This is a genomic window from Micromonospora sp. NPDC000316, from assembly GCF_042898885.1.
Classification (GTDB): Bacteria; Actinomycetota; Actinomycetes; order Mycobacteriales; family Micromonosporaceae; genus Micromonospora.
The window spans coordinates 177,482-198,218 of the sequence record NZ_JBIAZG010000006.1; the positions used below are offsets into that span (position 1 = coordinate 177,482).

22 protein-coding genes are annotated in these 20,737 nt (G+C 71.3%); 11 read left to right on the plus strand and 11 right to left on the minus strand.

Annotation, left to right across the window (positions count from 1 at the left end; all coding sequences use genetic code 11):
- Positions 1–138: 138 nt before the first annotated feature.
- Complete coding sequence (locus ACFY2Q_RS15670) at positions 139–747, minus strand: hypothetical protein (RefSeq protein ID WP_387130677.1); 609 nt, start codon at positions 745–747, stop codon at positions 139–141.
- A gap of 276 nt (positions 748–1,023) precedes the next feature.
- A complete protein-coding gene (locus ACFY2Q_RS15675) occupies positions 1,024–1,554 on the minus strand; it encodes a M48 family metallopeptidase (protein ID WP_387130679.1) in 531 nt (176 codons plus the stop codon).
- Between the two features lie 512 nt (positions 1,555–2,066).
- Between ACFY2Q_RS15675 and ACFY2Q_RS15680 the strand changes: the two genes are divergently transcribed.
- The 3 genes from ACFY2Q_RS15680 to ACFY2Q_RS15690 all read left to right on the plus strand — a co-directional run bounded on the left by ACFY2Q_RS15680 (position 2,067) and on the right by ACFY2Q_RS15690 (position 4,894).
- Positions 2,067–2,234 (plus strand): DUF5679 domain-containing protein, encoded by a 168-nt coding sequence (locus tag ACFY2Q_RS15680; RefSeq protein ID WP_167517324.1) that lies wholly within the window; start codon positions 2,067–2,069, stop codon positions 2,232–2,234.
- A 204-nt stretch (positions 2,235–2,438) separates the two neighbouring features.
- Positions 2,439–3,551 (plus strand): hypothetical protein, encoded by a 1,113-nt coding sequence (locus ACFY2Q_RS15685; protein ID WP_387130680.1) that lies wholly within the window; start codon positions 2,439–2,441, stop codon positions 3,549–3,551.
- Positions 3,548–4,894 (plus strand): ABC1 kinase family protein, encoded by a 1,347-nt coding sequence (locus tag ACFY2Q_RS15690; RefSeq protein ID WP_387130681.1) that lies wholly within the window; start codon positions 3,548–3,550, stop codon positions 4,892–4,894. Before ACFY2Q_RS15685 ends, ACFY2Q_RS15690 begins: the two co-directional genes overlap by 4 nt.
- A 292-nt stretch (positions 4,895–5,186) precedes the next feature.
- Here the strand turns inward: ACFY2Q_RS15690 and ACFY2Q_RS15695 are convergent, their stop codons facing one another.
- The 3 genes from ACFY2Q_RS15695 to ACFY2Q_RS15705 form a co-directional block, all read right to left on the minus strand.
- On the minus strand, positions 5,187–5,552 hold the full coding sequence (locus ACFY2Q_RS15695) for a WhiB family transcriptional regulator (RefSeq protein ID WP_387130683.1): 366 nt from the start codon (positions 5,550–5,552) through the stop codon (positions 5,187–5,189).
- A 130-nt stretch (positions 5,553–5,682) separates the two neighbouring features.
- Positions 5,683–5,934: a hypothetical protein gene (locus ACFY2Q_RS15700; RefSeq protein WP_387130685.1), complete on the minus strand. Its 252-nt coding sequence runs from the start codon at positions 5,932–5,934 to the stop codon at positions 5,683–5,685.
- 121 nt (positions 5,935–6,055) lie between these two features.
- Positions 6,056–8,221 (minus strand): ATP-dependent DNA helicase UvrD2, encoded by a 2,166-nt coding sequence (locus ACFY2Q_RS15705; RefSeq protein WP_387130686.1) that lies wholly within the window; start codon positions 8,219–8,221, stop codon positions 6,056–6,058.
- Between the two features lie 93 nt (positions 8,222–8,314).
- Between ACFY2Q_RS15705 and ACFY2Q_RS15710 the strand changes: the two genes are divergently transcribed.
- Positions 8,315–8,557 carry a mycoredoxin gene (locus ACFY2Q_RS15710; protein WP_387130687.1) on the plus strand — a complete coding sequence of 81 codons (243 nt, stop codon included), beginning with the start codon at positions 8,315–8,317 and terminating at the stop codon, positions 8,555–8,557.
- Positions 8,558–8,624: 67 nt separating this feature from the next.
- Here ACFY2Q_RS15710 and ACFY2Q_RS15715 read toward each other — a convergent pair whose 3' ends face one another.
- Positions 8,625–9,953 carry an MFS transporter gene (locus ACFY2Q_RS15715; protein ID WP_387130688.1) on the minus strand — a complete coding sequence of 443 codons (1,329 nt, stop codon included), beginning with the start codon at positions 9,951–9,953 and terminating at the stop codon, positions 8,625–8,627.
- A 218-nt stretch (positions 9,954–10,171) separates the two neighbouring features.
- Between ACFY2Q_RS15715 and ACFY2Q_RS15720 the strand changes: the two genes are divergently transcribed.
- The 3 genes from ACFY2Q_RS15720 to ACFY2Q_RS15730 all read left to right on the plus strand — a co-directional run bounded on the left by ACFY2Q_RS15720 (position 10,172) and on the right by ACFY2Q_RS15730 (position 11,967).
- Positions 10,172–11,152, plus strand: a complete 981-nt coding sequence (locus ACFY2Q_RS15720) for a helix-turn-helix domain-containing protein (protein WP_387130689.1) — start codon at positions 10,172–10,174, stop codon at positions 11,150–11,152.
- 73 nt (positions 11,153–11,225) lie between these two features.
- Complete coding sequence (locus ACFY2Q_RS15725) at positions 11,226–11,465, plus strand: DUF397 domain-containing protein (RefSeq protein WP_387130690.1); 240 nt, start codon at positions 11,226–11,228, stop codon at positions 11,463–11,465.
- Positions 11,466–11,691: 226 nt separating this feature from the next.
- Entirely contained in the window at positions 11,692–11,967 is a 276-nt protein-coding gene (locus ACFY2Q_RS15730; RefSeq protein ID WP_387130691.1) for a hypothetical protein, read from the plus strand.
- A gap of 126 nt (positions 11,968–12,093) precedes the next feature.
- On the opposite strand, the gene nudC is transcribed toward ACFY2Q_RS15730, so the two are convergent.
- The 4 genes from nudC to ACFY2Q_RS15750 all read right to left on the minus strand — a co-directional run bounded on the left by nudC (position 12,094) and on the right by ACFY2Q_RS15750 (position 17,054).
- Positions 12,094–13,053 (minus strand): NAD(+) diphosphatase, encoded by a 960-nt coding sequence (gene nudC / locus ACFY2Q_RS15735; protein WP_387130693.1) that lies wholly within the window; start codon positions 13,051–13,053, stop codon positions 12,094–12,096.
- 34 nt (positions 13,054–13,087) lie between these two features.
- Positions 13,088–14,431: a M16 family metallopeptidase gene (locus tag ACFY2Q_RS15740; RefSeq protein ID WP_387130695.1), complete on the minus strand. Its 1,344-nt coding sequence runs from the start codon at positions 14,429–14,431 to the stop codon at positions 13,088–13,090.
- A 174-nt stretch (positions 14,432–14,605) separates the two neighbouring features.
- Positions 14,606–15,916 (minus strand): M16 family metallopeptidase, encoded by a 1,311-nt coding sequence (locus tag ACFY2Q_RS15745; RefSeq protein WP_387130696.1) that lies wholly within the window; start codon positions 15,914–15,916, stop codon positions 14,606–14,608.
- Between the two features lie 10 nt (positions 15,917–15,926).
- The gene (locus ACFY2Q_RS15750; RefSeq protein WP_387130698.1) at positions 15,927–17,054 is read right to left on the minus strand and encodes an LLM class flavin-dependent oxidoreductase; all 1,128 of its coding nucleotides are present in this window, start codon (positions 17,052–17,054) and stop codon (positions 15,927–15,929) included.
- Positions 17,055–17,197: 143 nt separating this feature from the next.
- Here ACFY2Q_RS15750 and ACFY2Q_RS15755 point away from each other — a divergent pair, with 143 nt between their 5' ends.
- Genes ACFY2Q_RS15755 through ACFY2Q_RS15770 form a run of 4 tightly spaced genes read left to right on the plus strand, consistent with a single transcriptional unit; the run spans position 17,198 to position 20,381 of the window.
- A complete protein-coding gene (locus ACFY2Q_RS15755; protein ID WP_387130699.1) occupies positions 17,198–18,262 on the plus strand; it encodes an ABC transporter substrate-binding protein in 1,065 nt (354 codons plus the stop codon).
- Positions 18,259–19,038: an ABC transporter ATP-binding protein gene (locus tag ACFY2Q_RS15760; RefSeq protein WP_387130701.1), complete on the plus strand. Its 780-nt coding sequence runs from the start codon at positions 18,259–18,261 to the stop codon at positions 19,036–19,038. The genes ACFY2Q_RS15755 and ACFY2Q_RS15760 overlap by 4 nt, the downstream gene beginning before the upstream one ends.
- On the plus strand, positions 19,028–19,912 hold the full coding sequence (locus ACFY2Q_RS15765) for an ABC transporter permease (RefSeq protein WP_387130703.1): 885 nt from the start codon (positions 19,028–19,030) through the stop codon (positions 19,910–19,912). The genes ACFY2Q_RS15760 and ACFY2Q_RS15765 overlap by 11 nt, the downstream gene beginning before the upstream one ends.
- A gap of 1 nt (position 19,913) precedes the next feature.
- Positions 19,914–20,381, plus strand: a complete 468-nt coding sequence (locus ACFY2Q_RS15770; protein WP_387130705.1) for an RrF2 family transcriptional regulator — start codon at positions 19,914–19,916, stop codon at positions 20,379–20,381.
- A gap of 119 nt (positions 20,382–20,500) precedes the next feature.
- Here ACFY2Q_RS15770 and ACFY2Q_RS15775 read toward each other — a convergent pair whose 3' ends face one another.
- Positions 20,501–20,701, minus strand: coding sequence for a hypothetical protein (locus ACFY2Q_RS15775; RefSeq protein ID WP_387130706.1), 201 nt, complete (start codon positions 20,699–20,701; stop codon positions 20,501–20,503).
- Between the last annotated feature and the right edge of the window lie 36 nt (positions 20,702–20,737).

A 20,737-nucleotide genomic window follows, 5' to 3' on the forward strand; every position in this document is an offset into this window, starting at 1 on the left:
GCCATCCGGCGACGGGTGCCCGGTGATTGTGGGCAGGTAACGCGCTGCCGGCGGATATCGGTGAGCCAGTAGTCACTGGTCAATCTCGACGGGCTCGCCAGGCGGCCTGCCAGCGCCCGGACAGGGGCCGCGAGCCGGTCAGGTGGGACGGCCGGTGCCGGAGAGCAGGGCTCGGGTGGCTTCCCAGCCCTCGAAGGCCGGGTCCAGGGTGGCCAGGTCAGCCGGTCCGCGCAGTCGTCGCCAGCCGGCAGTCACGACGACGTCTCCCGGTCGGGGCGCGCCGGCTCGGGCGTCGGTCGGTGTCGCCGTGTCCAGGTCCAGCGGGCGCAGCCAACTCGGCACCGGCAGTCGCGCGGCCACCCCGAGCAGACCCGGGCCGACGCCCTCAACCGGGGCTACCGCGACCGGTCGGGTGGTGAGCGGACGCAGCAGCTTGCCGACCGTCAACGCCGGCAGGTCGGGCACGTCGCCGGCGAGCACTGCCGCCTGGTCGTAGCCGTCCAACACGGCGAACACCGCGTTCGACGTCGGCTCGGCCACCTCGTACACGGTGGTGCCGGGCCAAACCAGCGCGTCCGCCAGGGCCCGGTCGGCCGGGGTGACCGCGACGGCGACGTCTACCTCGTTGAGGGTGGCGATCAGGTCGATGACGTCCTCGGCGAGCGCCGACCGCCAGTCTTCTCGGTCGATGCCGGGCGGCGACCAGTGGACCGGCCCGAGTAATGCCACCACAACCCGCCGCGCCATGCCCAGACCATATCCCTCCGCTCCAGATCCGCCACCTGACCCCGTCCCCCGACCCGGGGCGTGGCCTGCCTCGTTCGGCGGGATGATCGACTCGGCTTCAAGGAAGGCGGGGTATACACCACGCCCGGATACCCCGTTTTCCTTGAAATCGAGTCGATCTAGGCGACGACTCCCGAGCTGCTCAACAGAGCGGGCCGACGCTCCCCGACAGATGCGCGTGGGCATACCAACCGATGCGCGCGGGCTCGTTCGGCCCGATGCGCGTCGCCTGGCCGGTCAGGTGGGGACCGGGGCGCAGGAGGCGGCGGCGACGCCTTCGAGGTAGCCGCGGGCTCGTTCGGTCTTGGGGTAGCGGCCGACGAGCGCCCAGAAGCGGGCGTTGTGACTGGGCACGATGAGGTGGGCCAGCTCGTGCAGCAGTACGTAGTCGATCACCCACTCGGGCATGTCCTGCACGCGGTGGGAGATCCGGATGCTGCGATCGGCGGGCGTGCAGGAGCCCCAGCGGCCGTTCTGGTTGGTGACCCACCGGACGCTGGCGGGCACCGCCTTCTCGCCGTACGCGCTGAGGTAGAGGTCGATCAGTCGGGTGGCCCGGGCCACCAGCTCGTCGTCGGAGCGGGCCAGTCGGCCTTCGCGGGCGGCGAGCCGCGCCAACATCCGGTCGACCCACTCGCTCTCCTCGGCCCGGGAGAACTGGTCCGGGATGAGGACGACCACCCGCTCACCATCACGGTACGCAGACACCGTGCGTCGCCGACGCTGGCTGCGCCGCACCTCGACGACCGGCTTACGCGTCCCCGCCATCACTGGCTCGCGCAGCCTCGGCTACGTGTCACGAAGGAAAGCTAATGCGTACTGACCAGGGGTCCGCAAGAGTCAACCACATGACACGCGCCCAGAAAATGGTGATTGGTCGCTTGGCGTCCCGAAAATTTCTTGGCCAGGTTGTCGTCAGGCCATCTCGTCACCCTTGGTGAACACCGATGGCGGCGCCGTGCGCCTCCCTCCACCGTAGGTGATCATCGTGCTCCGCAGTGCTGCGGGGGCACTCGCACGGGTGTCTGTGAGGGTTTGGTCGGCGTGTCCCCGCCAAACTGACTTATCCGACCTAATTCGCCATGCACACTCTCGACGTCGACTTGCTCACAGGCCGATGCACAGCTGACATGGAACTGCCCAGACCTGGGTAGGGTCCGCGGACCAGCGGTCACGAAGGTGGCTGCGGAATGTGGCCCAGCGCCGGCGCCCCGCGTGGCCCGCCGCCGGGCACCCCGCCGGGACGGCATTGACCGGCGGACGAGACGAGGAGGGGCACCGTGGCCGACCAGGCCCAGAGCTACAACGGTTACTGCGTGAAGTGCAAGGAGAAGCGGGACTTCGAGGGGCACGTCGAGGTCTCGAAGACCGGGATGAACATGGCCAAGGGCAAATGTCCGGTATGCGGCACAACAGTGAACCGCATCCTCGGCAAGGCGAAGGTCTGACCGTACGGGTCAACGGGGGGCGGGGTGGCCTGATGGTCACCCCGCCCCCCGTTGCCGTTCCGGTAGGACCCTGTCGGGTGACCGACACCCCTACTGGTGAGTTGTGGATAACCCGGCAAATCCTGTGGACAGTGCTGGACACGGGGCCGGCCATCTGTGGACAACGATCGACTGAGCGCAGGGGCTCGGTCACGATTCGTCATCATGAGTCGTACCGCACTGCCCCGCCCCATGCTGCTTCCCGGCCTCAGCCGGCTCTGGCGGGACCGGCACACCCTCCAGCTCGGCATCGGCCCCGGGCCCGCCGTGCTGCTGGAGCTGGCCAACCCGCGCGCCGCCCACCTGCTCGACCTCCTGGACGGCACCCGCAGCGAACGCACCGTGCTCACCCACGCGAGCACGGTCCGGGTCGCCGCCGACGACGCTCGTACCCTGCTCGACGCCCTCCGCGCGGCGGGCCTCCTGGTGCCCGCGCACAGCCTGCTCCCCCGCGGCCTCGCCGGGCCGGTCCGTGCCCGACTCGCCGCCGAGGCCGGGGCGTTGGCCCTGGTCGCGGCCCGGCTGCCCGGAACTCCCGCGCAGGTCCTGCGTCGACGGCGGGCCGCCCGGGTGCTGCTCACCGGGGCCGGGGCGCTCGGCGGGCCGCTGGCGGTCGCACTGGCCCAGTCCGGCGTCGGGCAGGTGATCCCGCAGCTCACCGGCCCGGTACGCCCGATCGACCTGGTCGGCACGGGCATCCCGACTACCGAGTTGGGCCGTCCGCTCGCTGGGGCGGTCCGTGCCACGATCGACCGCGTCGCGCCGGGCACCGGCACCTACCCGGTCCGGGCTACACGGGTGGACCTGGTGATCCAGCTCGGCGCGGACCGCCCGCCCGCGCTGCTCGCCGCCGGCCTGTCCCAGCGCCGTCAGCCGCACCTGCTGGTCACCCTCCGCGAGGGCGTACCTGTCATCGGGCCCCTGGTCCGCCCACCTGCCGGGCCGTGCCTGCACTGCATCGAGTTGCACCGGACCGACCGTGACCCGGCGTGGCCTGGGCTCGCCGCCCAACTCGCCGCGGCCGACCCGGTTGCCGCTGGCGCGACCGGCACCCTGCTCGCGGCCACCGGGTACGCGCTGTCCGAGGCGCTCGCGCACCTCGATGGCGGCAGCCCGGAGACGCTTGGCGGCGCTGTGGAGATCACCGGCGCGGGCCGCTTCCGCCGCCGGGGCTGGCCGCCGCACCCGGCGTGTGGATGCTCGCGGGGCCGGTTGTCGGCACCAGCCCGGCCGCAGAGCAGCAGCGGGGCCCTCCGGTCGGTAACAATGGCCGAGTGACCGACATCCCGCGCCGGGCCGTGTCCCGGACCGCCAAGCTCGCCGCTCTGCCGCTCGGCTTCGCCGGTCGGACCGTCCTCGGCATGGGCAAGCGCGTCACAGGGCTCGCCTCCGACGTGATCTCCGCGGAGATCCAGCAGCGCACCGCCGAGCAGCTGTTCAGCGTGTTGGGGCAGCTCAAGGGCGGGGCGATGAAGTTCGGCCAGGCGCTGTCGGTCTTCGAGGCGGCGCTGCCGGAGGAGATCGCCGCACCCTACCGGCAGGCGCTGACCAAGCTTCAGGAGGCGGCGCCGCCGCTGCCGGCCGCCAGCGTGCACAAGGTGCTGGCCGAGCAGCTCGGGCCGGACTGGCGCGACAGGTTCGTCGAGTTCAACGACATCCCGGCCGCGGCGGCCAGCATCGGCCAGGTGCACCGGGCGCGGTGGCGGGAGCCGGGGGACGACCCGTCGGGCATGCCGAACAGCCGCGACGTGGCCGTCAAGATCCAGTATCCGGGAGCGGGCGACGCGCTGCTCTCCGACCTCAAACAGCTCTCCCGGTTGGGCGGGATGTTCCGGGCAATCCAGCCCGGCCTGGACGTCAAGCCGCTCCTCGTCGAGTTGCGCGAGCGCATCACCGAGGAGTTGGACTACGAGTTGGAAGCCGAGTCGCAGCGTGCCTTCGCCGCTGCGTACGCCGACGACCCGGAGATCTTCATCCCGGAGGTGGTGTCGGCGTCGCCCCGGGTGCTGGTCACCGACTGGCTGACCGGCACACCGCTTGCCGACATCATCCGCGAGGGCACCGAGGAGCAGCGGGACGAGGCCGGCCGACTGATGGCCACGCTGCACCTTTCCGCGCCGCAGCGGGCCGGTCTGCTGCACGCCGACCCGCACCCGGGCAACTTCCGGCTGCTGCCCGACGGTCGTCTCGGGGTGATCGACTTCGGTGCGGTGGCGCGGATGCCGGAGGGTACGCCGGAGCCGATCGGCCTCATCGCCGGGCGTGCGCTGCGCGGCGACGCCGCCGGGGTGGTGGAGGGGCTGCGGTCCGAGGGGTTCATCGGCGCCACCGACCAGATCGACGCCGAGGGGGTGCTCGACTTCCTCCGCCCGATGTTGGAGCCCATCGCGGCCGACGGGTTCCGGTTCACACGGGCCTGGATGCGGGGCGAGGCGGCCCGACTGGCCAGCCCCCGCTCCCCCACCTACCAGTTGAGCCGGCAGCTCAACCTGCCGCCGTCGTACCTGCTCATCCACCGGGTGACGCTCGGGTCGATCGCGTTGCTCTGCCAGTTGGAGGCGAAGGCCCCGTACCGGAGCATCCTGGAGCGCTGGTTGCCCGGCTTCGCGCCGGTCGCCTGAGACGTCACGAAGGGCGGGTGCCGGCTGGCACCCGCCCTTCGTCGTGGGGTGGTACTAGAGAGCGCCCAGGTCGCGGGCCGCCTGGTTGCGGCTGTTCATGGCGACGGTACGGGCGGATCGGGTTGCCTCAGTGCTCGTGGTGGTACGACCGGCCTGAGGCCGCCGCATTCGAACCCGGGACAACGCTTCGTGGAGTAGTTGCATCTCGAAGGCTCCAGTCGGAACGTTCAACATCGTTGTCTCTCTAACTGCCGATGTGGCACCGGCGTAGTTGGTACGGGTCGGGAACATGTCAGGCTGCCAGCCGGACCGCGCCACGCGCCTCGGACAGCCCACTGGCCTCCAAGCGCGCCTCGGCCTCAACCCGGAGCGCGGCGTCACGAGCGACGTCCTCCTTACGCGGACGGCCACGGGGCCGCTTGCGCGGAACGACCGCGCCACGCTCGAAGATCTCGCCGCCCCAGACACCCCACGGCTCCGCACGCTCCACCGCTCCGGCCAGGCACTCGACGCGCAGCGGGCAGTCCCCGCAGAGCGACTTGGCCAGCTCGAGCTCGGCAGGCGAGTCGGAGAACCACAGGTCGGGGTCGAACTTCCGGCAGGGCAGGTTCGCCTCCATCTCGACACTTATGTCGACGGGGGCCAACGCCAGACTCATCGCCCGGTCACCTCTCTCTCACTTCGATCTCGTGGATCGCATTCCGACGTACTTCGGCGGGGCAAAAAACTAAGGCCGCGGATCCCGGTATGCGGGTTCCGCGGCCTCAAGGTGAGCCGGTGTCTGATGGTCAGACCGGTCTACCTCGAGGTGGAACGCCGCGGATATCCATGCGCTTGTTGGCGACCTGGATGCCCTTGCCCGTGAAGCCACTGGTCCCCTCGACTCCGGTGGCTGGCGCAACGGTCAGGTTCAGCTCGGCCTGAACCTGGTGCACCTGCGGAACCGACGGTCGCGTGGCCGCGAGGGCCACCCGGACAGCCGACAGCGGAACGTGGACAGACGGCATCGCCGCCAGACGCTCATAGGTGAAGATCTTCACGGGGCCACCTCCCTCACGTTCCTCGAATCGACTGGACCAACCCCCGTGAGCAGCCGGAATGGCGCCGCTCGCGTGGTGTGTTCTGAGGCTATTCCTCGCCCGGGGGCGAGGGCAAACGAATTTACGACGAGATTTCGAAAGTTTTCTCCGGGCAGACATCGTCCACCCCCGCGCCCCCCACGAGGGCCAGCACAGACTCGCCGTAGAGGCCCAATTTGCGGGGGCCGATGCCGGCGATCGCGATCAACTCCTCCGGTCGGCCGGGGCGTCGCTCGGCCAATGCGATGAGCGTGGCGTCGGTGAAGACCACGTACGCCGGGACCTTCTGTGCGCCGGCCACCCGCTGCCGCCACTCGCGTAGCCGTTCGTGCAGCTCATCGTCGATATCGGAGGGGCAGGTGGGGCAGCGACCGAGCTTGCGGTCCGGGCCGGCGAGCAGTGTGGCGCCGCAGATCCGACAGGACATGATCTGCGTCCGACGTCGCTCGGTGCGGCGGGCCGGGCCAGAGCTGGGAGCGGCCCGCTCGGTCCCACCGGAGCCGTCCAGTTGGGGCAAAAACCGCGACGGCCGCCGGGCCCGACCGCCCGGCGAGCGGGCAGCGGCGTACGACAGCCAGAGCCACTCCCGAGCCCGGGTGATCCCCACGTAGAGCAGCCGGCGCTCCTCCTCGACCTGCTCGACGGTCTTGGCGTACGTGGTGGGCAGGGTCCCCTCGGCGAGCCCGACGAGGAAGACGGCGTCCCACTCCAGCCCCTTGGCCGAGTGCAGCGACGCGAGGGTGACCCCGTCCACAGTGGGGACGTGCTGCTGGGCGGCGCGGCGGGCCAACTCCTCGGTGAAGTCGGTGAGGGTAACCGGGCGCTCCACCGACGCCGCCTCGCCGATCGGCACCACCTCCGGGCTTGCCGCGTACTCCTCGGCGAGTTGGACCAGCGCGGCGAGCGCCTCCCAACGTTCCCGGGCGGCGCCGCCGGTCGGGGGCGCGTCGGGGGCCCAGCCGACCGCGGTGAGCGCCTCGACGACGGCGGCCGGCAGCGGGGTCTCGCCCGGAATCGAGCGGGTGGCGGCGCGCAGCGCGACCATCGCCTGGCGCACCTCGGTCCGCTCGAAGAAGCGCTCGGCACCCTGCACCACGTACGGCACCGCGGCCTCGGTGAGCGCCTTCTCGTACGCCTCGGACTGCGCGTTGATCCGGAACAGCACGGCGATCTCCTTCGCCGGCGTACCCGCGTCGATAAGCGCGCGGCAGCGAGCGGCCACCGCGTTGGCCTCGGCGGGCTCGTCGGTGAAGATCCGCAGGTCCGGCTCGGGGCCGGGTGGGCGCTGCCCGCTCAGCTCCAGCCGCAGTCGCGCCTCGGTGCCCCGGGCCTGCGAGATCACCGCGTTTGCCAGCCCGACCACCTGCGGGGTGGAGCGGTAGTCGCGGACCAGCCGGACCACAGTGGCGTTGCGGTGCTTGCGGGGGAAGTCGACAAGGTACGCCGAGGTCGCACCGGTGAACGAGTAGATCGTCTGGCTGGCGTCGCCGACCACTGTCAGGTCGTTGCGGCCGGCCAGCCAGGCTTCGAGCAACCGCTGCTGGAGTGGGTTGACGTCCTGGTACTCGTCGACCACGAAGTGCCGGTACTGGTTGCGGATCTGCTCGCCGACGTCCGGGTGCTCCTCGATGCCCCACACCGCGGCGCGCAGCATGTCCTCGAAGTCGATCACCCCGTTGGAGCGCTTGAGCTGCTCGTACGCGGTGAACACCTCGGCCACCTTCGCCGGCTCGTGCGGCGTATCGCGCAGCGCGCGGGCCGCGGACACCACATATTCCGCCGGCTCGACAAGCGACGACTTGGCCCACTCGATCTCGCCGGCCAGGTCCCGTGCGGCGGCCCGGTCGGTGCGCAGGCCGACCCGGGCGGCGGCGAGGGTGACCAGCCGCACCTTGCTGTCCAGCAGCTCGGGCATGGCCCGGCCGGCCAGCAGCCGGGGGGCGAAGTAGCGCACCTGGCGCAGCGCCGCAGCATGGAATGTGCGCGCCTGCACACCTTGAGCCCCGAGCTGGGTGAGACGGTGTCGCATCTCGGCGGCGGCCCGGGCGGTGAACGTGACGGCGAGCACATGCCGGGGGGAAATCTCACCGGAGAGTGCCCGGTGGGCGATTCGGGAGGTGATCGCGCGGGTCTTGCCGGTGCCGGCGCCGGCGAGGATGCAGACCGGGCCGGCGGGTGCGGTCACCGCGGAGCGCTGCTCAGGGTCCAGCCCGGCAAGTACGCGTTCCGACGCTGAGTGAACCCCCACAATCAGGAATCATCTCAGCTCCTCCGGATGTTGTAGCGGACAGCCTCGGCTTGATCCGCAAGCCGGTGGCTGGAGGAGTTGGAGGGTCCGACCATGCTGACGATGTATTCCACCCCCTGGTGCGGCTACTGCCACCGGCTGAAGTCGCAGCTCGACCGGGAGGGCATCGGGTACGAGGTGGTCGACATCGAGCAGGACCCGAAGGCCGCGGAGTTCGTGATGAGCGTCAACGGCGGCAACCAGACGGTGCCGACGTTGCGCTTCGCCGACGGCAGTGCCCTGACCAACCCCTCGATCGTCCAGGTCAAGCAGCACCTGGCGACCCTGACCGCCTGACCGGCCGCGTCGCCTCCCCACGAACGGCCGCCCACCAGGGCGGCCGTTTCGTCGTGTCCGGAACCGGTCACCGGCGGGGCGTGCGGGGGGTTCCCGTCGCCACCGGCTGGTCGATCTCCACCTCGGCCGGGCGGCGGGGCGCCGGAATCGACGGGGTGGTCGGCACTGTCGACGGGGTGGTGGGCGAGGCGGGCGGCAGGGGCGGGCGGGCCCCGGACGGCGCGCTCAGGTGCCGTCCCCGCCAGAGGTAGGCGCCCGCCGCGAGGGTGGCCACCCCGACGAGCACGAACAGCGTCCGGTAGTCCAGGACTCCGACCAGCAGCGCGCCGGCGCCGATGGAGAACGCCTGCGGGCCGCTGATCACCGCTTGGGTCGCCGCGGCGACCCGACCGACAAGCGCCGCCGGGGTACGCCGCTGGATCAGCGTATGCAACCCCACCATCGTCAGCGGAAGCGAGACGCCGGCCAGCAACACCGCCACGAAGGCGAGCCGCAGGTCGGGGTACGCGAGCGCGAGCGCGGCCGGCCCGAAGAAGGCCACGCCGGCGGCCAGCGTGCCGACCTCTCCGAGCCGGCGGACGAGCGCCGGTGAGCAGAGCCCGCCGAGCAGCCCACCCACGCCCTGCACAGTGACGAGCACGCCCACGAACGCGGCGTTTCGGTTCAGCCCCTGATCGACGTAGGCGAAGATCAACGACTCGCTGAAGCCCATCACCAACGATCCCAGCCCATAGCCGAGCAGTGCCCGGCGCAGGGCCGGCACACCGGCCAGGTGTCGCAGGCCGGCGCCCATCTCGGCGGGCCAGCGCAGCCGCGCGCTAGGCGGCGCCGGCTGCGGACTGGGCACCGCGGTCACCACCGCGGCCGCCGTCATGAAGCCGATCATGCCGATCCCGGCCAGCGCCCACCCGCCGAGCGCCGCGTAGAGCGCCGCGCCGACCAGCGGGCCGACCAACCGAAGCCCCTGGCGTACGGTCTGCAGCGCGCCGTTCGCCTCGGCCAACAACTCCACGGGCACCAGTTGCCGGATCAGCCCGCTGAGCGCCGCGCCGAGCGTGATCGACGACAGGCCGTACAGGGCGGCGACCAGGTAGACGATCCAGATGTCGCCCGCGTCCCGGACCGTGAACAGCGGGGTGAGCAGCGCCGCGGTGGCCAGGTTCGCGCCCACGAAGAAGGGGCGGCGCGGGTACCTGTCGACGAACCATCCGACAAGTGGCGCCAGCGTCATCGGGGCGACGACGGCGAAGATGGTGCCGCCGGCGAGCCCGTTGGACCCGGTCAGATCCTTTACCCAGATCGCGAGCGCGAGCAGCAGGATCGACTCGGCGGTCATGCTTGCCAGTAGGCCGCCGAAGAGCAGGCGGAAGTCGGGTCGGCGCAGGACGGTGCGCATGGGTCCCTCCGGCGGGGGATGGCGCGCCCGGGGTGGGCGTGGTCGACGGGGCCGCGACCGCGGGTTCGTCGACGTTCGGCGTACCCGTGGTCCATTTTTCGCGAGACACGCCCTCGCCGGAACCTCCGACGCCGGTCGCGCCGTCCATACTGACTGTGGGGGGCGAATTTCATACAGTTACCGTCGCGTCTGCGGCGGTCGACGGGAAAGAGGACACTGTGCCTCCTGCCGCACCCAGCCCTATCATGCGTCGTCGCAGGTTGGGCCTAGAGCTGCGCCGCCTGCGTGAGGCGGCGGGCCTCACCGGTGACCAGGTCATCGAACGGATCGGTTGGGCGTCCGCGTCCAAGCTGTCCCGGTTGGAGAACGGTCGCAGCCGGCCGGACCCGCAGGACGTCGCCGTTCTGCTCGACCTCTACGGTGCCGACGCGGCCCTGCGTGCGGAGCTGCTCGGGATCGCCGGTGAGGCGGGCGACATGCGGGGCTGGCTGAAGAACTTTCCGGTGATGACGCAGCAGCAGCGCAGTTGGGCCGAGTTGGAGGCGGGCTGCGCGGAGATCTCCGAGTACAACCCGGTGCTGGTGCCCGGCCTGTTGCAGACCGCCGGCTATGCGCAGGTCCGCATCGTCTCGGCCCGTCAGGTGGCCGAGAGCGCCGGCGAACCCAAGCCCGGCGACGAGCCGGAGACCGAGGTGAAGGCGCGGCTGGCCCGCCAGTCGTTGCTGACCCGGGAGCCGCACGCGCCGCGTTACACGGCGGTGCTGGAGGAGGCGGCCCTCGGCCGCCGGGCCGGGCCGCCCGAGGTGCTGCAGGAGCAACTGCGTCAGCTGTGTGAGCTGGCCCTGCTGCCCAACGTGACGCTGCACGTGTTGCTCCGGGACACCCAGATCGGCAATTGGTACCTTCCGCCGACCGCGTTCTCCGTCTACCGGTTCGCCGATCCGCTCGATCCGGAGACATTGGCCATCGAAGGGGGGTTCACCGACGTCATGTCGACCGAGGCAATCACGCTAAATCGCTATAAAGTGGTGTTCGAGTGGCTATGCACGGCGGCACTTAACGCCTCGGACACCCTCTCCTGGCTGATCGAGGCGATAGGGCCGGTGAACGAGGCGACGCCCCCATCCACAGTGGCGTTCGGCTCGGCAACGGCGCCGGTCCAACGCCGCCGCGCCTCGGGGCGGCTGACGGAACTGTGATCCACAGGGGACCTCCGTCGGGGCGTGCGGCACCACTCGTCCCATCGGATCGGTTCACATCAGGAGCAGAACCATGAACGACATCCACAACACGCCGTCCGTCTCCGCCAACTCGTTGGCGGACGCGCCCTGGCGTACGAGCACGCGCAGCCAGACCTCCAACTGCGTGGAGGTCGCCCCGCTGAGCACCGGCCCGTCGGCCGTCGCGCTACGCGACAGCAAGGACCGGGGTGGCCCGGTGCTGCTGTTCAACCGGGAGGGCTGGCTCGACTTCATCGCCGGAGCAAAGACAGGTCAGTTCGACCTGCACTGAGCCGTCGACCGTGGACGGGGCCGTCGGCAGCCTGCCGGCGGCCCCGTCGCGTTGTCCACCGCGCGTCTGTCCACCGGCGACCCGCTGACCAGGCATCCACCGATCGGATGACTCGCAATCAATAGGTGCGTTTCACTTGCTGAGACGAACACGCGGCGTAACATGACCCTCGAAGACGGTAGAACTTCCACACGGCTCATTCGTCGCGGTTCATCCGGAGACCCCCATGCGTTTCCTGATCGTTCGCACCGACATCCGCACCGTCGCCGACGGGGACATCGCCGCGGCCTGGGCAGACGGCCACCGACTCCGCGACGAGACGACCACGCCCGAATCGCGCAGGCAGACCGTGCACGCGGAGGACCGCGATGCCGCGCTACTGCTGGCCCGGGCCCTCTCCACGGTCGGCGCGGTCCGCGCGGGCAAGCAACGGGTCAAGGTCCTCCCGCTCGGCGAGCCCCGACCCGCCTTCCTGCGCCGCCCCCGCCGCACCGGCACCTGACCCACCAGACGTCCGTCGTGGTCGAATCGGCTCCCCCGCCGCGTTACACGCCCTAACCGACCACGGCGGCCCGTGTTCCCGGCCCGTGACCGCCGCGGCAACGGCGGCCACGGGCCGGGACCGTACTCACTGACCGGTGTCCACCCAGCCGTCCAACCAGCGGTGGATGAGGAAAAGCGCGATCGACGACGGCGGCGGCAGGATCAGCCGGGCCCCGTCGCCCACGTCCACGGCCCGCCCGGCCAGCGCCGCACCGACCTCGTTCCGGGAGAACCACCGGGCGTACGCGATCTCCGAAGGGTCGACCCGCACCGGCTCCGCCGGGTCCGCGGTGGCCAGGAAGCCCAGCATCAGCGACCCCGGGAACGGCCACGCCTGGCTACCGACGTACCCGATCCGGTCGATCCCGATGCCCACCTCCTCGCGGACCTCACGCAGCACGGCGGCCTCCGCCGACTCCCCCGGCTCGATGTAACCGGCCAGGCAGGAGTAACGCCGACCGCCCGGGGTGCCCGACCAACCGGCGTTGTTGCCGAGCAGGCAGCGGCCGTCCGGCCCGTCGACGTCGTCGTGCACCAGCACGATCATCGCCGGATCGGTACGCGGCCAGATCCGCCCGCCGTTGCGGTCCACCCGGGACCAACCGGCCTCGTCCATCGCGGTCGGCGCCCCGCTCGTCGCCGAGTAGCCGTGCCGGGTGTGCCAGTTGACAAGCGCGAGCGCCGTGGTGAAGATGCCCGCCTCCCGGTCGGCCAGCAGGTGGCCCACCTCCCGCAGGTTCACCGCGCGGGTGCCCGGCAGCGCCGGCAGCCGCGCGTCGACCGCGAAGACCGGCACCCCGTCCGGCTCGACACCGAGGAACATCGCTGTCGACTCGGCGCCGGCCGGCACGTCCTCAGCGCCGAGCAGCACCAGGGCCGGTGGCGACGCGTCGGTACGGGCCAGGGTCCGCCCGCCGTCGGTCGAGTCGATCAGCAGCACCCGGGCGCGCAGCCACGCCTCGGTCAGCCACTGCGAGTCGCCGCGCCGGTGCGCGACCCGATCCAGGGTGGACCGGGCCAGCGGCGGCGTCGTCTCCCCGCTCACGCCGCGCCCGCCACAGTCGGTGTGACCGCTCGGCTCACGACTGCACCGGCTCGATCCGGACCTCGGTCAGCGCGGTCAGCCCGGGGGCCACCCGCTCCGCGTCGCCGAGCACCACGACCGCCGCCCGGGCCGGTGCGAGGTACTGGGCAGCGACCCGCGCGACGTCGTCGACTGTCGCCTTCGCCAGCCGGGCCGCGTACTCGGCGAGGAAATCCAGACGTAGGCCGCTGCCGGCGTACGCGCTTGTCAACGCCGCCAACCCGGCCTGCGTGGACATGCCCAACTGGAGGGTGCCGAGGGCGTACTGCCGGGCCTGCTCCAACTCCTCAGGCTTCGGCGGGAGCGACGCCAGCCGACCCAACTCGTACGTCGTCTCCAGCAGTGCCGGACCGGTGACCTCGGTCGCCACCTCGGCGGCGGCGACAAGCACCGACCCGGCCACCGAATGTTCGATCATCGAGTGCGGACCGTACGTGTAGCCCTTGTCCTCGCGGATGTTCTCCACCCAGCGGGAGGAGAAGTAGCCGCCGAAGATCAGGTTGGCCAGTTGCAGCGCGGCGTGGTCGGGATCGCTGCGCGGCACCGCCGGCAGCGCCACCCGCAGCGAAGACTGCACCGAGCCGGGCCGGTCGACAAGCAACAGCGGCCCCGGCTCCAGCGGCCCAGCGGCAGGCAGGGTGGCCGTGCGCCCAGCGCCGGCCCAACCGCCGAGCGCCCGCTCGACCGCGTCCAGGGCCTTCTCCGGCTGCACGTCACCGACCACCACCAACTGCGCGCCGGCCGGATGCACCCGCTCGCCGTGCAGGGTGCGCAGCGCCGCCGGCCGCACGGCGCGAATCTGACTCGGCTCCGGGGTCTGCGTCGCGTACGGGTGCCGCCCGTAGATCCGCTTCAGCAACGCCTCCCGGGCCAGGTGCGCCGGCTGGCTCTGCGCGATCTGGATCCGGTCGATCAGCCGGTCCCGTTCGGTGGCCACCTCGTCGCTGGGGTAGCTGGCACCTGTCAGCACCTCGGCCATCAGCTCGAGCATCCGGTCCAGACCCGTCACAAGGCCGGTGCCCGAGAGCATCAGGCGGTCCGGATCGACACCTGCGGACAGCCCGCCGCCCACCTTCTGCAACTCGGCAGCGATCTGCACGCTGCTCATCGACTCGGTGCCGGACAGCATGGTCTGCGAGAGCATCGCACCGCGCGCCACGTGTGCCCGGCCGAACGGCACCCAGAGCCGCAGCTCGACCAGGGGCACCGCCGGCCGGCGTACGGCGATCACTGTGAGCCCGTTACGCAGGGTGCGCTCGGACTGCTTCGGCACCTTGAGCTTGCGGGTGGGCCCAAGCGCAGGCAGCGTCCGCGGCCCAGCAGCGACGGTCGCCGTCATCGCGCCTCCTTCGTTCGCGACTGCGGGGCTCGCAAAACCGGCTCACTCCTCGCGCTCACCGGGCCATCCTTCGTTCGCGACTGCGGGGCTCGCAAAACCGGCTCACTCCTCGCGCTCACCACATCACCTTCGTTCGCGACTGCGGGGCTCGCAAAACCGGCTCACTCCTCGCGCTCACCGGGCACCTCCGGGAATGACCTCGATCGTGGCGCGCCGCTCCGGGCGCAGGGTGGCCGCGGCGGCCCGGACCTGCTCCTCGGTCACCTCACCGACCAGCCGGGGCAGGTCGTTGAGCAGACCAGGTTCGCCGCGCTGTTGTTCCAGGACGGCCATCTGCAACGCCCGACCAAGCACCGCGTCGGTGTCGCGCAACAGGTGGGTCGCCATCCGGGCCTGCGTGCGGGCCAGCTCGCCGTCGGTCAGCCCGTCGGTGGCCAGCCGGTCCAACTCCTCGTCAACGGTGCGCAGCACCTTGTCCACGTCGCCGCCGGGCGGCAGGTGCGCCTGGAGCAGCAGTGCGGTGGGGTCGCGCACGTCGAACGGGTCGCCCATGAAGCCGAGGTAGCCGCTGAGGCCGGTCACCGACCGGTCCCGCTGGACCAGCCGCTCGACAAGCCGCGACGCGTCGCCGTCGGTGAGCACCTCGGCCAGCACCACGTACGGCAGGTAGCCGGCGAAGTCGGTGATCGGGTCGGGCACCCGCCAGGCACCGGCCACCGCCGGCAGCGGCGCCAGCGCGTCGGTGTACGACGTGCGCCGCTCGGCGGTGAGGTCGGGCTCGGTGAAGTCGGGCCGCTTCGGCGCGAGACGGGCCGGCACGTCGCCGAAGTGCCGGGTGACCAGCTCGGTCGCCTCGGCCACGTCGATGTCGCCGCTGACCGCCAGCACCGCGTTGCCGCTGGCGTAGTAGCGGCGGAAGAAGTCCGCGGCGTCGGCGACGGTGGCCGACTCCAGGTCGTCGAAGGAGCCGTAGCCGTCGTGCGCGTTGGGGAACGTGTCGAACATGACCGGCGGGAGGGTCAGCCAGGGGAAGCCACCGTACGGCCGGTTGAGCACGTTGACCCGGATCTCCTCCTTGACCACGTCGACCTGGTTGCGCAGGTTCTCCTCGGTCAGCCTAGGGCCGCGCATCCGGTCCGCCTCCAGGAACAGCGCGCGCTCCAGCGCGTTGCTCGGCAGCGTCTCGAAGTAGTCGGTGTAGTCCAGGTGGGTGGAGCCGTTGAAGGTGCCGCCGGCGCCCTGCACGTGCCGGAAGTGGGCAAGCTTCTCCAGGTTCTCCGAGCCCTGGAACATCAGGTGCTCGAAGAGGTGGGCGAAGCCGGTGCGCCCCTCCGGCTCGGATCGGATGCCGACGTCGTAGACCACCGCCACCCCGATCACCGGGGCACTGCGATCAGGGGTGAGCACCACCCGCAGGCCGTTGTCGAGGGTGAACCGCTCGACCGGATACTTCGTCGCTGGAATTCTGGATCTCCGCGCCGCCACGTGATCGACCCTAGCGCGTTGACACCCCGGTCATCCGCGACCTCCCCGGAGCAGCCGCTACCGGGGCGGTGACCCGGGGCAGCACCTCGGCGCCGACCCGCTCGGCCTCCTCCCGGTGCGGCCAGCCGGAGAGGATGAACTCGTCGACGCCGAGCGCGGCGTACTCGTCGATCCGGGCCGCCACCTCGGCGTAGCTGCCGACCAGCGCGGTGCCGGCGCCCTCGCGGACCAGGCCGACGCCGGCCCAGAGGTTCGGTGCGACGGTGAGCCCGTCGGTGCGGCCAGCGTTCAGCGCGGCCATCCGGGCCTGCCCGACGGAGTCCATCCGGCGGAACCGGGCCTGGGCGGCGGCGATCCGCTCCGGGCTCATCCCGGCCAGCAGCCGGTCCGCCTCGGCCCACGCTTCGGCGCTTGTGGGTCGGGCGATGACGTGCAGCCGCAGGCCGGTGCGCGGAGCGCGGCCGTGCTCGGCGGCGAGCGCGCGGATCCGGGTGACCCGGGCCGCGATCGCCGCCGGCGGCTCGCCCCACATCAGGTACGTGTCGGCGTGCCGGGCGGCCACCGTCTCGGCGGCCGGGGACGCGCCACCGAAGTAGACAGGTGGCGGGTCGGCCAACGGTCTGGCCAGGCCACCGCCGTCGACCCGGTAGTGCGTCCCGGCGTGGTCGAAGGGCCGGCCGGCCCAGGCGCGGCGCAGCACCTCGATGAACTCCCCGGTGCGCGCGTAGCGGTCGTCGTGCTCCAGGAAGTCGCCGTACGCGCGCTGCTCGGCCGGGTCGCCGCCGGTCACGATGTTGAGCGACAGCCGACCGCCGGAGATGGCCTGGAACGCCTCGGCCTGCTGGGCGATCAGGGTGGGCAGCGCGAAGCCGGCTCGGACCGCGACAAGCATGCCGAGCCGCTCGGTGTGCTGGGAGATCGCCGCGCAGACGATCCACGGGTCGGGGCAGCCGGCGCCGACGGGGGTGAGGACGGCGGCGAAGCCGTTGGCCTCGGCGGCGCGGCCCACCTCGGCCAGGTACGCCACTGTCGCGGCCCGGTCGTGCCGCGCGGCCCCGGCGGTGACGGTGGCGGCGCCGACCTGGTCGCCGTCGCCGGAGGTGGGCAGGAACCAATGGAAGGTCATCGCTCCGGTCACCCGCCTACCCTAGCTACCTGATAGGAAATCACGACATATCTGAGACGCCACTTCCCGACATATGGATGGGCCTTGACGCTGGCGGCACCCTGGCCCACTCTTCCTACCAACTAAGTAGGAATACTGCGGATTGGATGCGGACGATGAGACGCCTTCCCCTGCGCCGGCTGGTCACTCTGGCCACCCTCGCCGCCGTCGGCACGGCCACCCTGGGCACCGCCGCCGCGTGCGGCGACGACAGCGAGGGCGCGGGCGGCAGCTCCGGCCCGGTGACGCTCCGACTCGGTTACTTCCCCAACATCACGCACGCGCCGGCGGTGGTCGGCGTGGAGAAGGGCATCTTCGCCGAGAAGCTCGGCGCCGACGTGAAGCTGGAGCCGAAGACGTTCAACGCGGGTCCGGCCGCCATCGAGGCCATCTTCTCCGGCGCGCTCGACGCGACCTACATCGGCCCGAACCCGACCGTGAACGCGTTCTCCAAGTCCAAGGGCGAGGCGGTCCGGGTCGTCTCCGGCGCGGCCTCCGGGGGCGTGGCGCTCGTGGTCAAGCCGGGCATCAACGGCCCGCAGGACCTCAAGGGCAAGAAGATCTCCACCCCACAGCTGGGCAACACCCAGGACGTGGCGGTGCGCTACTGGCTCAAGCAGCAGGGGCTGACCACCACAAAGGAGGGCGGCGGCGATGTCAAGATCGTCCCGCAGGAGAACGCCCAGACGGTGGAGACGTTCAACAGCGGCGCCATCGACGGCGCCTGGGTGCCCGAGCCGTTCGTCTCCCGCCTGGTCAACGCCGGCGGCAAGGTGCTTGTCGACGAGCGCGACCTGTGGCCGGACAAGAAGTTCGTCATCACCAACCTGCTGGTCAGCACGAAGTTCCTCAAGGCACACCCGGACGTGGTGCAAAAGCTGGTCGAGGGCCAGGTCGCCGCGAACGAGTTCGTCAACACCAAGCCGGACGAGGCCCAGCAGGCTATCTCCGAGGCGATCGGCAAGATCACCGGTAAGCCGCTGGACCCGAAGCTGATCAAGCAAGCGTGGCCGACGTTGGAGTTCACCAACGACCCGATCCCCTCCTCCCTCAAGGCCGGGCTCGACCACGCCGTCGAGGTCAAGCTGACCGAACCGGTGAACCTCGACGGTCTGTACGACCTGTCGTACCTCAACAAGGCGCTCAAGGCGCAGGGGAAGCCCGAGGTCGTCCAGCCATGACGTCGACCACGACGACGCCGGGGAGCGCGACCACAGCGGTCGCGCTCTCCGGCGTGACAAAGGTGTACGGACGCGGGGAGAGCGCCGTACTGGCGCTCGACGGCGTGTCCCTGGACGTGGCGCCCGGTGAGTTCGTCTGCCTGGTCGGTGCCTCCGGCTGCGGCAAGAGCACACTGCTCAACCTGGTCGCCGGCCTGGACCAGCCAACCGCCGGGCAGATCGACCTGGCCGGCGACATCAACCCTGGGCTGATGTTCCAGGAGCCGGCGCTCTTCCCCTGGCTGACCGTCGACGCAAACGTCGAGGTGCCGCTGAAACTGCGCGGCCTGCCCCGGGCCAAGCGACGCGAACGGGTGGCCGAGCTGCTGCGCACCGTGCACCTGGGCGAGTTCGGCCGCAAGCGGCCACACGAGCTGTCCGGCGGCATGCGGCAGCGGGTCGCGCTGGCCCGCACCCTGGCGCTGGACACGCCTGTGCTGCTGATGGACGAGCCGTTCGGCGCGCTCGACGCGATGACCCGGGACATCCTGCACGACGAGCTGGAGCGCATCTGGTCCGAGCGCAACCTCTCGGTGCTCTTCGTCACGCACAACGTCCGCGAGGCGGCCCGGCTGGCCGACCGCATCATCCTGCTCTCCAGCCGCCCCGGCCGGATCATCTACTCCACCGAGGTGAACATCCCGCGTCCACGGCGGATCGACTCCCCCGAGGTCGCCGCCATCGCCGCCGACGTCACCGAACGGCTCCGCACGGAGGTGGGCCGCCATGGCCAATGACACCCTGACCAGCACAGCGCGGACCGACGCGCAGATCTCCGGCCTCGACGCGCTGGAGATCGCCGGTCGGGACGCGGAGGTCTCCCGTGGCAAACGGCTCTGGGCGGCCACCTGGCCCAAGCTGGCCGCGCTGGCCATCGTCATCGCGGCCTGGCAGCTGGTGGTCTGGTCGGGGTGGAAGCCGCCGTACTCGCTGCCCGGCCCACTTGTCGTCGGCCGCGAGCTTGTCAACCAGGCCCAGGGCCCACAGCTCTGGGAGGGTCTGGTCACCACGCTGCGACGGGCCGCCCTCGGGTACGTCTTCTCCGTGGCCGTCGGTCTGCTGGTGGGCCTGGCGGTGGCCCAGTTCAAGATCCTCCGGGCCGCCATCGGCTCGATGATCACCGCGTTGCAGACCATGCCGTCGATCGCCTGGTTCCCGCTGGCCATCCTGCTGTTCGAGCTGAGCGAGAAGGCGATCTTCTTCGTGGTGGTGCTCGGCGCGGCGCCGTCCATCGCCAACGGGGTCATCTCCGGTGTGGACTACGTGCCACCGCTGCTACAGCGCGCCGGCCGCAACCTCGGCGCCCGAGGGCTCAACCTCTACCGGTACGTGATCGCGCCGGCCGCGCTGCCGGCGATCGTCGCTGGGCTCAAGCAGGGTTGGGCGTTCTCCTGGCGGAGTCTGATGGCCGGTGAACTGCTCGTGGTCGGCATCTCGCAGACCTCGCTCGGCGCCCAGCTCACCTACTCACGCGAGTTGTCCGACGCGCCCTGGCTGCTCTCCACGATGATCGTCATCCTGACGCTCGGCCTTGTGGTGGACGCGGCGTTCGGCGCTGTGGACAAGTCGATCCGTCGGCGCTGGGGCGTACTGGACCAGGCCGGTCAGTGACGTGTACGTCTCCGCGCGCAGCGACTATGCGCTCCGGGCCATGCTCGCCGTCGCCGCCGCCGTTCGCGGCGGCGGCGGTGACGCCGGCAGTGGTGGTGAGGGTGCCGAGTTGGTGAAGGCGGCCAGCCTGGCCGAGGTGCAGGAGATCCCGCTCAGCTTCCTCCAGGGCATCCTGCTCGACCTGCGCCGGGCCGGCCTGCTGCACAGCCATCGCGGCGCCGAGGGCGGGTACGCGTTGACCCGGCCACCCGAGGAGATCACCGTCGGGGACGTGCTGCGCGCGGTCGGCGGCTCGCTGACCACGGTACGAGGGCTGCCCGCCGAGCGAGCCGGCTACCACGGTGTGGCCGCCGGGCTCACGGACGTCTGGCTGGCCGTGCACGGGGCGATCGCCACAGTGGTCGACAGCACCACCCTCGCCGACCTGCTCGACCGCGAGCCGACCGACCGAGCATCCACGGCGTCATGATCATCTGATCCGGACGGCGTTGGCGGTGTGGTCGGGCCGGTGCCCCGCCGGCCCGACCACACCTCGTACCGAGCTGACCGGGCCTGCCCCTCCGCCGGCGCCGGTCGGCCGGTCACTGCTCAGCCCACGTGGCCGACCGCCGGGCCTGAGCCCGGGTCGCCGGGGCTGCGCAGCTCCACCAGACCGGCGGGAGCGTTGCCCGTCGCGGTGGCCTGCCAGGGCATGAAGACCGCAACCATGGCGAGCAGCAACCCGGCGAGCGCGACCGCGACCACAAGGGTCAGCTCCCGCAGCGCTCCCGAGCCAGCTTCGCCCGCCATGGCCACCCCTTCCGCGCCGAGCCCCCCGCCCGGCGT